We start from the raw sequence: 11,248 nt of genomic DNA, 5'->3' as shown, positions 1-11,248 counted from the left end.
TAAATGATTGATTGGAGGGTCGCATTCCGTTGGGTTGCGGCCTTTCGTTACTGTTCGCGAACCTATCAAGTGGGGTGATTCAATGGCCAGAATACCACGTGAGATAATCGATCAAGTTCGTAATTCAGTTGATATTAGTGATGTTATCGGACAATACGTCCAACTTAAACGGGCCGGGAAGAACTTTACGGGACTGTGCCCCTTTCATGAGGAACAGACCCCGTCATTTTCCGTTAATGCCGAGAAGCAGTTTTATCACTGCTTTGGTTGTGGGCGAAGTGGCAATGTCTTTCAGTTCCTGATGGACTACCAGCATATTGGCTTTGTGGAGGCCGTACAGGAGGTTGCCAAACTGAGCGGTACTAAATTGCCGACTGCATACACGGCCAGTTCGGCGGCCCCGGCAGAGACTCCGGCCAGTCGTGAGCAGGATGCTTTGTTGGATTTACACGAGAAGGCAGCCCAACTCTACCACCATATCCTGCTTAACACGCCTGCTGGAGAGCCGGCGCGACGTTACTTGCAGAAGCGGGGGATGACGCGGGAGTTAATTGAGCAATTTTCCATCGGCTTCGCGCCCGTCCAGCGGATCCTGACACCGTACTGCGCCCAGCAGGGGCTCGACTACCAGTTGATGCGCAAGTCGGGGCTTTTCACCGAGGACCGTGACGGCAAGCTGCAGGACCGGTTTATTGAGCGGGTGATGTTTCCAATTCGCAATGGGCAGGGGAAGGTGATTGCCTTTTCAGGGCGTCTGTTGAATACCGAGCGGACGGACCTGCCGAAGTACCTTAATAGCCCGGAAACCCCAATCTTTAACAAGCGGCGCACCCTCTTTAACTTGGACCTGGCAAAGAAGGCCGCCCGGACCGACGGACGGCTCTACCTTTTCGAGGGGTTCATGGATGTGATCTCGGCTTTTGGGGCCGGGGTAGAGAATGGAATTGCCTCGATGGGGACTTCCTTTACCGAGGAACAGGTGCAGGTCATCAACCGAACTACCAAGCAGCTGGATATCTGCTATGACGGTGATTCGGCGGGACAAAACGCCATTGACCGGGCAATCGGTCTGGTTAATGACCACCAGAATGGGCAACTGGTTCTGCGAGTAGTTCAATTGCCGGCTGGGATCGATCCGGACGAGTATGTCCAGCAAAACGGGGCGGACAAGTTTCAAACCTACGTGCATGATCGCGAAGAAACGACGACGGATTTCTACCTGCGTTTCCTGCGCAATGGTCGTAACCTGGACAACCAGCAGGAGCTGATGGCATACCTTGATGCCGTGCTCAAAGAGATCGCCGTCTTGGATACCCCATTGGAACAGGATATGTACCTGAGCCAATTGGCCGCTGAATTTAAACTGGACAAAACAGCCCTACAGGGACAACTGCGGCAACTGCACGGTCAGCATGCCCAACCAGCGTCCCCAGCTCAGGCTTACCAGGAGCATGCCGCGGCGAACTTTGCCCCACCCGTCCAACCAGCGTCGGTTAAGATTAGCCGAACCGAGTTGGCCGAGCAGATTCTGTTGCGGTATATGTTGCATGATTCAAATGTTTGGAGCCACGTGCGGGCGCACGAGAATTTTCATTTTATCCACGAGAAGTATGAAGCGCTGTACATGGTGGCAAGCAGCTACTTCTCAGAGTACGGTGATTATACAGCGGCCCGGTTTCTTGATTACCTGGTGGATTATCCGGATCTGCGGGCGACCCTCAGTCAGATTGAGCAGCTGACGGTGAGCCCCGACGTTGATATGCAGGTGATTGACGACTGCTTGCACATCCTAACCCAGCAGTCCCCGTTGCAGGAGCAGATCAAGAAGGTCCGCGCCCAGCTTAAGGAGGCCAGCACGCTAAACAACACCGAACTTGCTACTCAATTGACGATTGACCTGATAAAGTTATTGAAGAAACAACAACAGTATAAAGCGGAGGAGACTAAATAGTATGGCAAAGAGTAAGAAGAAAGACCTTGTTATCTCAAACAGCGATAGTTTTGATCAGCACGAATATGATACCGCTGTTGGGAAGCTGATTCGCCACTATAAGAAGCAAAAGGAAGTCAAGTACGACGACTTGACCGAGCAGATCGCCAGACCCTTTGAACTGAATGCCAATGGGATCGACAATCTTCTGCAAAATGTCGAGGACGCTGGAATTAGTGTTGTTGATGGCAATGGTGATCCTGACCCGCGGGCATTGAAGGCAACGGAAAAACTGTCTCAAAATGCCATGAAGGATACTTCGGCACCGACTGGGGTAAAGATCAATGACCCCGTTCGGATGTACCTGAAGGAAATCGGTCGGGTCAACCTGCTGACGGCCGACGAAGAAGTGCAGCTGGCATTGCGGATTGAACAGGGGGATGAAGAAGCCAAGCAGGAATTGGCTGAAGCAAACCTGCGGCTGGTCGTTTCGATTGCTAAGCGTTATGTTGGCCGTGGGATGCAGTTCCTGGACCTGATCCAAGAAGGGAACATGGGTCTGATGAAGGCGGTCGAGAAGTTCGACTACCGGCGGGGCTTCAAGTTCTCCACCTACGCCACCTGGTGGATCCGTCAGGCCATCACGCGGGCGATTGCTGATCAAGCCCGGACGATTCGAATCCCGGTTCACATGGTGGAAACGATCAACAAGCTGATTCGGATTCAGCGGCAACTGCTCCAAGACCTTGGTCGGGAACCACTGCCTGAGGAGATCGGTGCGGAAATGGATATGCCAACGGAGAAGGTTCGCAATATCTTAAAGATTGCTCAGGAACCAGTTTCTCTGGAAACACCAATCGGTGAAGAGGATGACTCCCACCTTGGTGACTTTATCGAGGATCAGGATGCTACTAGTCCGGCTGACCACGCTGCTTATGAGATGATGAAGAAGCAATTGGAGAACGTCTTAGACACTCTGACGGACCGTGAGGAAAACGTTCTGCGGTTACGGTTCGGGCTTGACGATGGCCGGACGCGGACCCTGGAGGAAGTCGGGAAGGTCTTTGGGGTTACCCGTGAACGGATTCGGCAGATTGAAGCCAAGGCCCTGCGGAAGCTTCGCCATCCATCACGTTCTAAGCAACTGAAGGACTTTTTGGAATAAAACGGTTCCTATTAGTTAAATACGGAAAAAAGACGGTTTACAGCCTTTGGGTTTGTAGACCGCCTTTTTTGAATTAATTTTCACTATAAAAATTAAAGAAAAGTTAAACAAACATTAAAATAGTCTTGACCATGCCGGGCTTTGATAATACACTTATAATAATTTAATGATTAGAAAGGGAATGAAGCAATGCCTGAATTAGCAAACGATTTGTTGGGAACGATTAACCACCGGCTGGATGCACAGAAGCCATCTGGGATCCGGGCTTTTGACCAAGAGGTTTCTAAGGTGCCGGGGATCATCAAGCTGACCCTGGGTGAACCGGATATGAATACGCCAGAACACGTCAAGCAGGCGGCTATCAAGAGCATCCAGGAGAACGATTCTCACTATGCTCCGCAAGCAGGAAAGCCAGAACTTTTGGCGGCCATCAGCAAGTATCTTAAGGATACCCGTGGGGTTGACTATGATCCTGATGATGAGATTGTTGTTACCGTCGGAGCAACAGAAGCCGTGGTAGCAGCCCTGTTCTCACTGCTGAACACTGGTGATAAAGTAATTATCCCAACGCCAGTCTTCTCGCTATACTTCCCACTGGTTGCAATGACTGGAGCAACGGCTGTTCAGGTTGACACTTCAGCAGACGGCTTTGTCCTGACGCCAGAACGCCTGGAAGAGGTTATCGAGCGTGAGGGGAAGGGAGTTAAGGCGGTCCTGCTTAATTACCCATCTAACCCAACTGGCCGTGAATATCCTAAAGACGTCTTGGAAGGCTTAGCGAAGGTCATCACCAAGCACCACCTTTACGCCATTGCTGATGAAATTTATAGTGATCTGGTTTACGGGGTAACCCATTATTCAATTGCCACGATGATTCCGGAACGGACACTCTTCATCTCTGGGTTGTCCAAGTCTCATGCCATGACTGGTTACCGGCTTGGCTACGTTGCCGGCCCTGCCCAGATTATGTCCAGTATTCGCAAGATGCATGCTTACTTGGTAACGACCGTGACGGACAATGTCCAGGCGGCTGCCACCGAGGCATTAACTAACGGCCGTGAGGATCCAATTGCTTTCCGGAAGACCTACGAACATCGTCGAGATCTGGTTGTAGATGGTCTGCGGAAGTTAGGCTTTGAGATGTCGACGCCGCAAGGGGCGTTCTACATCTTCGCTAAGATCCCTGACCAATTTGGCAAGGATGATGTTGCGTTTGCTAAGCGGCTGGCTAAGGAGGCCCGGGTTGGAGTGACTCCCGGAAGTGCCTTTGGTGCCGGTGGTGAAGGTTACGTTCGGCTTTCCTATGCTTCATCTGACGAGGACCTGCAGGAAAGTCTGCGGCGGATTGGCGAGTTTGTTAAGAAATTGAATTAAAATTATCTGAAAAGTGCCCGCGGGTTTCACGCCCCCGGGCACTTTTTGCTATACTGGAACTAAAACAATAATAAAGAGGGATGAACGTGGACGAGAAAAATTTATCAAAGCGCCTGGCAACGGTCGCAAAATTTGTACCGGTGGGAGCCCGGATGGCGGATATCGGCTCTGACCATGCCTACCTGCCAGCGGCCCTGGCCCTGCAGAAAAAGATCAGCTATGCAGTGGCCGGTGAAGTCGTTAAGGGCCCGTACGAAAATGCGGTCGGTGAGATCAAGGGACACGGCTTAACGGACCTGATCAAGCCCCGCTTGGCGGATGGCCTGGCTGCGATTACGCCCGCTGACCGGATCGATACTGTGGTGGTTGCCGGGATGGGCGGCACCCTAATCGCCGAGATCCTGGACCGGGGGAAGGACCGTCTGAAGGGTGTCCAGCGTTTGGTACTTCAGCCCAATGTTGGTGAGGACCGCTTGCGCCGGTGGCTGATGGCTAATCGTTATCAGATCATGGCCGAGCAGATCGTGGCCGAGGATGACCACATCTATGAGATTATCGTGGCTGAACCGTCACCGGTCCCATTTCGCTACAGCGATTATGAGCTGATGTTTGGGCCTAAATTGTTGGAAAAGAAGGGCCCGGTCTTTGCAGCTAAGTGGCGCGATTACGTCAGCCGGCAGCAGGGGGTCATTCACCAGATGGAACAGGCCCAAAACGTGCCGGTGGAACGGATCGCAGAGTTGAAGCAAAAGTTGACATTGGTAACGGAGGCGTTAGATGATGATTAGTGGAAGCACCTTGATTCAACGGTTTGAACAGTTTGCCAGTCCCCAATTGGCTGAGAAATGGGATCATGTCGGTCTGCAGGTCGGGGATCCCGACCGGCCCATTAAAAAGCTGATGACGACCCTCGATACCCGGCCGGAGACCGTCCAGGAGGCCATCGACCAGGGAGTCGACTTTATCTTTGCCCACCACCCGGTGATGTTTCACCCGGCTAAAGACCTCGATACCCGTAATCCGCAGAATACGATGTACGCGCAGCTGCTGACCCACCACATTACTGTTTATGCTGCGCACACCAATCTCGACACGGCCAATGGCGGAATGAACGACTGGTTGGCGGCCCAGCTCGGCCTCAGCAACTGTCAGCCGCTGGTTCCCGCCGGCAACGACCCGGTTTCTGGCCAGCCGGTTGGGATGGGGCGGATCGGTGATTTTGCCGGCTCAATGAACGCGGCGGAGTTTGCCCGTTACTGCATGCGGGTCTTTGCTGTCCCCGGATTGCGCCTGGTTGTTAACCCAGCTGACCGAGACCGCCTGATCCACCGGGTAGCAATCCTGGGCGGGGCCGGTCAGGACTTCTACCAGCGGGCCGTGGACCTGGGGGCCGATGCTTACGTTACTGGTGATGTAAGCTATCATTTCGCCCACGACATGATTGCCAACCACCTAACCGTGATCGACCCCGGCCACCACATTGAGGCGGTCTGCGAGCACGGGCTGGCCCAGCTGATTCGCAAGTGGCAGTTTGAGAATGGTTGGGACTTCGAAGTGGTCGAAAACCGCCTCAACACGGATCCCTTCACCTTCATGATGGCAACGGATGAAAAGTAGTGTAAAGGAGGACCAAATTATGGTTGCAGAAAAGTATGATGGCTTATTATCACGTTTCTTGAAGTATGTTAAAACCGAAACCAGATCAAATCCGGCGTCCACGACAGTGCCGTCTGACCCGAAGGAGACCGCATTTTTGAATGAATTGGCCGCGGAACTCACCCAAATCGGTCTAGAGAACGTCCACATCAATGAGCAGAGTTCTTATTTGATGGCCACGATCCCCAGCAACATTGATTATGCAGTACCGACCATCGGCCTGATTGCCCACGTTGATACGGCGGACTTCAATGCCCACAACGTCAATCCGCAGATCATTGAGGACTACGACGGTCATTCTGCCATTAAGCTCGGCGATGGCGAGTATCAGCTGACCCCAGACGCCTTTCCTTCCCTAAAGAAGTATGCGGGGGACACGCTGATTACGACCGACGGGACGACGCTTTTGGGTGCGGATGACAAGTCCGGGGTTGCCGAGATCGTGACGATGGCGGACTACCTGATGAAACATCCAGAGATTAAGCACGGGCAGATTAAGATTGGCCTAGGCCCCGACGAGGAAATCGGGACGGGTGCCGACCACTTCGATGTTGCCGACTTCGGAGCCGATTTTGCCTACACGGTTGATGGTGGTCCACTGGGTGAATTGGAGTATGAAACCTTTAACGCGGCCCAGGCGGAGATCGAAATCAAGGGGAACGATGTCCACACCGGGGTGGCCAAGGGCACGATGGTCAACGCCATCCAGGTGGCCATCGACCTGCACGACAGCTTGCCAACCCATGAGCGGGCAGAACGGACTGATGGCCGGCAGGGCTTCTTCCACCTCTACAAGTTTGACGGTACGGTGGACCACGCGTCCATGGTTTACCTGATCCGCGATCACGACAAGCAGACGTTTGCTGAACGCAAGCACCTGTTAGAACGGATTGTAGCGGGATTGAACGATGAACTAGGCGAAGAACGGGTAACGATGAAGCTGTACGACCAGTATTACAACTTGAAGGATGCCTTAAAGGACCACATGGACGTGGTTGAAATCGCCAAGCAGGCAATGGAGAACCTGGGAATCAAGCCTGACATCTACCCAGTACGGGGTGGTACGGACGGTTCAACGATTTCTTACATGGGATTGCCGACCCCGAACCTTTTTGCCGGGGGCGAGAACATGCACAGCCGTTTTGAATATGTTTCCCTCCAGACGATGGAAAAAGCCTTGGATACCCTGCTGGAGATCAATAAATTAAATGTTGAGCAGGACAACAATAAGTAATAAGCACGCAAAAAAAGACCAGCGAAATTAATCGCTGGTCCTTTTTAGTTAAAAATTAATCTAAGACTATTTGTCGTTGTCTTTAGCTGGGTTGGCACTTTCGGTGATGGCCGTCACTGCGTTGACCGCGATCAAGGCCATGACAACGGCCAAAATTCCAACCAGCTTGTAATCAGGCGTTAAACCTTCCAGTTGACCGGTGATGTAGGCCAAAACCTCACCGAGGATCAGTGCCCAGATTCCGGCCATGATGTTCCGTGATAATACGTTCATGTATGTCATCCCCTCTTTTAACTTCTTAATTTTAGCACAAAATGCGGGAAATAGAAAAGGGGCAAACCGGATCGAGTGTTTCATTTGGCGGCTTAGGGAGATTTGGTATAATCAATTTATACACGAAAGGAGGAGAGTGTCTTGGCTTTTGTGCCACTTGATGTGCGGAGCTCATTTAGTCTGCTACAGAGCCCCACGAGAATTCCCGCGCTTGTTGCTGCAGCCAAGGAGAAAGGTTATGAGGCCCTGGCGCTGACGGATGAAAACGTTCTTTATGGGGCCGTTGACTTTTACAATGCTGCCCGGCAAGCGGATATTAAGCCGCTTTTGGGGATGAAGATGCGCTTGGCCCTAGAGCAGGGGACGGGGGATAGTCTTATGCTGACCTTCATTGCCAAAAGTCGTCAGGGCTACCAGAACCTAATGGACCTATCGAGTCGCCACCAGACCACGAATCCGGATCAGTTGCCGCTAACCATCGACCAGGTAGGGGCCCTGCTGGGGGACCTTTTTGTCATTGTCCCGCCCCAGACCGGGCTATTTAGTGCGTTTCTGCACCCCGACCGTTTCCTAGAAGAACTGCAAAAATTCACTGATCCTGGTGGCCTTCTGCTGGGGATCAGTCCCGATTTGGATCCGGTTCAGCGGACTACGCTGACCGACCTTGCCCATACCCAGGGGATCTCTTTAGTGGGGACCCGTCCCGTGGAGTACCTGGCGCCCACCGATCAATTTGCCACTAAGGTGCTTCGGGCCATTCAGACGGGGGGGCAGCTGGAAGATATTACCCAGCAGGCCAAGGAGCGGGGGACCCACTACCTGCGTTCCGCGTCCCAAGAACTGGCCGCTTATCAGCAGGCGGGACTTGACCAGGCCGCCGAAAAGACTGTCCAGCTGGCCCAGCAGTGTGACGTTGAGCTGGAATTCAAGGCACCGGTCCTGCCCCACTTTGCTACTCCGCAAGCGCTAAGTTCCCAAGAGTACCTGCGTTCCCTTTGTGAACGGGGACTGGCTAAGCGGCCGCTGGCAACAGGCTTTACTAAGCAGGACTATCAAGACCGGCTTGATCATGAGCTGGCCGTGATTCACCAGATGGGCTTTGACGACTACTTTCTGATTGTCTGGGACGTCATGAACTTTGCCCACCGGCAGCATATGGCGACCGATCCAGGACGGGGATCCGCGGCCGGCTCGCTGGTGGCCTACGCCCTGGCAATCACTGAGGTGGACCCCCTGGCTTACCACCTCCTGTTTGAGCGCTTCCTTAACCCCGAACGGGCCCAGATGCCGGACATCGACTTGGACATCCCGGATAATCGTCGGAACGAGGTCCTGCAATATGTCCACGATAAGTATGGCCACCAGCACGTCGGCCAGATTATCACCTTTGGGACCCTGGGGGCAAAACAGGTCCTGCGGGACGTCAGCCGAGTCTTCAACTGGCCACGCTACGATGTCAATGAGTTGCTGGGGACCCTGCCGGACAGTCACAACCTAACCCTGGCCAGTGCTTTAGAAAACTCGCAACGGCTCCACAACTTCATCGATGACCATCCAGATGCTCGCTTGCTGATGATGGTGGCCCAGCAGCTGGAGGGACTGCCCCGCCACTATTCGACCCACGCCGCCGGAATTGTCCTCTCTGAGCAGCCCTTGCACGAGATCGTGCCTCTTCAGGATGGTGGGGAAGGTCTGTTGATGACCCAGTTTACCAAGGGGACGGTTGAGGCCTTGGGGCTGTTGAAAATGGACTTCTTGGGGCTGAAGAACCTGTCGATTTTGGCGAAAACCCGCCAACTCGTCCATCAAGAGCACCCGGATTTTTCCCCGGGGCAGATCCCATACGACGATCCGGCAACCCTGCAGCTTTTCCAGCGCGGCCAGACTGACGGCGTCTTCCAATTCGAATCGAGCGGGATTCGTAATGTTCTGGTCAGCCTGCACCCTGATCGCTTTGAGGACATCATCGCCGTGAACGCCCTCTACCGGCCGGGTCCGCTTGAAAACATCAGCCACTTCATTGCCAGAAAGCATGGTCAGGAAAATTACCGAATCCCCGACCCGGCGCTGCGGACTATCTTGGCTCCGACCTATGGCATCCTGGTTTACCAGGAGCAGGTCATGCAGCTGGCGTCGGCAATGGCTGGTTTTACCTTGGGCGAGGCCGATTTGCTGCGGCGGGCGATGAGTAAGAAAAAGGCCGGCGTGATGGCCGGGATGCGGGACAAGTTCCTAAAGGGGGCCGTCAAGAACGGCTTCACTATGGAACGGGCCCAGCAGGTGTTTGACTACATTGACCAGTTTGCCAACTATGGTTTTAACCGGTCGCACGCGGTGGCCTACTCGATGCTGGCATTTGAACTGGCTTACTTGAAGTGTCACTACCCGAGTGCCTTTTACACGGCGTTGATGGGGGCTGAGACTAACCTGGCTAAGTTGCGACAGCACGTTGCCAACGCCCGCAAGCTGGGGGTAGTGGTGAAGGGACCACGGATCAACGTCAGTGATGCCTCCTTCACCCTGCACGATGGGCAGGTTTACTTTGGTCTAGCCGACATCAAGGGGATGCGGCGAGACTTCACTGCCGAGATCATTAAGGAACGCATCAACGGGCCTTACCAGGACCTGCGGGATTTCATCAACCGAATTCCGGCCCGTTTTCGAAAGCAAGAGCTGGTGGAACCCTTGATCTATGCAGGTGCCTTCGACCGGCTGGGCTACAACCGGGCGGAAATGATCGCGGCCCTGCCAGAACTGGTATCGGGAATTGACCAGCTTCTGAGCAGCTTTCAGGATGATCCGAGCCTCCAGTCAACGATCACCAGGCATAAAGAATTCCCGCTAACCGATCGATTATTAAAGGAAAACGAGTATCTGGGCGTCTACCTCTCCGGCCATCCGGTTAGTCAATACCGTCGGCTGGGCGAGGCGCTGCATGTCCAGACAATTGACCGCCTGCGGCCCGGACAAAACGTTACTATCCTGCTCTTCGTTAACCACGTTAAAACAATCTACACCAAGCGCGACCACCGGCCGATGGCATTTGTTTCTGGTTCCGACCAGACGGGAACCATCGATGTGACGGCCTTTCCCAAGCAGTACCAGCGTTATGCCGAGCTGTTGAAGAATAACCAAATCCTGGTGGTGCACGGCAAGGTCGAGGAACGGCCAGGACGGGGAACTCAGCTTTTGGCGGACCGGATTCAGGCGGTCGCCACGTTGCAAAAGCAACTGGTTCCCAACCAGCGGTGGGTGATTCGGGTCTTTGAAGCCAAGGCCAACCGCCAGGTGATGAGCCAGCTGAACGACGTGATGCATGCCCATCACGGTGATGTTCCGGTCCTGCTGTACTATCCCGAAACGGATGCCAAACATCTTCAGGTCCGTGCCAAGTGGTTGGACCGTCAACCAGCGACCGAGCAAGCCCTAAAGCAACTGTTCGGGGCAGCTAACGTGGTCCTGCAAACTTTAAAAAATTAAATCTAAATGAGAATTACTGACAAATTTAAAGTGATAGCGGTTTCTTGAGAATTTCCGCACAAAAATTAAAGACACTGTTTTTGAAAAGTGCTATTATACAAGTGTGCAAATGAGGGATGCAATTGGCAGACCGCAG

General features: G+C 53.4%; 8 protein-coding genes. 7 read left to right on the top strand and 1 reads right to left on the bottom strand.

Annotation, left to right across the window (positions count from 1 at the left end):
- The first annotated feature begins 82 nt into the window (after positions 1–82).
- From dnaG to pepT, 6 genes are all read left to right on the top strand, one after another.
- Positions 83–1,951 (top strand): DNA primase, encoded by a 1,869-nt coding sequence (gene dnaG, locus ACI31J_RS05435; protein ID WP_439773422.1) that lies wholly within the window; start codon positions 83–85, stop codon positions 1,949–1,951.
- Between the two features lies 1 nt (position 1,952).
- Complete coding sequence (rpoD, locus tag ACI31J_RS05430; RefSeq protein WP_439773421.1) at positions 1,953–3,095, top strand: RNA polymerase sigma factor RpoD; 1,143 nt, start codon at positions 1,953–1,955, stop codon at positions 3,093–3,095.
- A 189-nt stretch (positions 3,096–3,284) separates the two neighbouring features.
- Positions 3,285–4,469, top strand: coding sequence for an aminotransferase class I/II-fold pyridoxal phosphate-dependent enzyme (locus tag ACI31J_RS05425; RefSeq protein ID WP_439773420.1), 1,185 nt, complete (start codon positions 3,285–3,287; stop codon positions 4,467–4,469).
- A gap of 86 nt (positions 4,470–4,555) precedes the next feature.
- Positions 4,556–5,257 (top strand): tRNA (adenine(22)-N(1))-methyltransferase, encoded by a 702-nt coding sequence (locus ACI31J_RS05420; protein ID WP_439773419.1) that lies wholly within the window; start codon positions 4,556–4,558, stop codon positions 5,255–5,257.
- Positions 5,250–6,086: a Nif3-like dinuclear metal center hexameric protein gene (locus tag ACI31J_RS05415; protein WP_439773418.1), complete on the top strand. Its 837-nt coding sequence runs from the start codon at positions 5,250–5,252 to the stop codon at positions 6,084–6,086. The genes ACI31J_RS05420 and ACI31J_RS05415 overlap by 8 nt, the downstream gene beginning before the upstream one ends.
- Before the next feature lie 19 nt (positions 6,087–6,105).
- Positions 6,106–7,359 (top strand): peptidase T, encoded by a 1,254-nt coding sequence (gene pepT / locus ACI31J_RS05410; protein ID WP_439773417.1) that lies wholly within the window; start codon positions 6,106–6,108, stop codon positions 7,357–7,359.
- A gap of 66 nt (positions 7,360–7,425) precedes the next feature.
- On the opposite strand, the gene ACI31J_RS05405 is transcribed toward pepT, so the two are convergent.
- Positions 7,426–7,632, bottom strand: coding sequence for a YjzD family protein (locus tag ACI31J_RS05405; RefSeq protein ID WP_439773416.1), 207 nt, complete (start codon positions 7,630–7,632; stop codon positions 7,426–7,428).
- Between the two features lie 141 nt (positions 7,633–7,773).
- Here ACI31J_RS05405 and dnaE point away from each other — a divergent pair, with 141 nt between their 5' ends.
- Entirely contained in the window at positions 7,774–11,112 is a 3,339-nt protein-coding gene (gene dnaE / locus ACI31J_RS05400) for a DNA polymerase III subunit alpha (RefSeq protein WP_439773415.1), read from the top strand.
- Positions 11,113–11,248: the final 136 nt, after the last annotated feature.

It is taken from the genome of Limosilactobacillus sp. (assembly GCF_051873075.1).
Taxonomy (GTDB): Bacteria; Bacillota; Bacilli; order Lactobacillales; family Lactobacillaceae; genus Limosilactobacillus.
The sequence above is the reverse complement of the archived record's forward strand: the minus strand, read 5'-3'. Positions and strand labels throughout refer to the sequence as shown.

Excerpts from the sequence above, each read along its gene's own strand:
- rpoD (WP_439773421.1), top strand. The coding sequence starts at position 1,953 with ATGGCAAAGAGTAAGAAGAAAGACCTTGTTATCTCAAACAGCGATAGT.
- pepT (WP_439773417.1), top strand. The coding sequence starts at position 6,106 with ATGGTTGCAGAAAAGTATGATGGCTTATTATCACGTTTCTTGAAGTAT.
- ACI31J_RS05415 (WP_439773418.1), top strand. The coding sequence starts at position 5,250 with ATGATTAGTGGAAGCACCTTGATTCAACGGTTTGAACAGTTTGCCAGT.
- ACI31J_RS05425 (WP_439773420.1), top strand. The coding sequence starts at position 3,285 with ATGCCTGAATTAGCAAACGATTTGTTGGGAACGATTAACCACCGGCTG.
- dnaG (WP_439773422.1), top strand. The coding sequence starts at position 83 with ATGGCCAGAATACCACGTGAGATAATCGATCAAGTTCGTAATTCAGTT.
- ACI31J_RS05405 (WP_439773416.1), bottom strand. The coding sequence starts at position 7,632 with ATGAACGTATTATCACGGAACATCATGGCCGGAATCTGGGCACTGATC.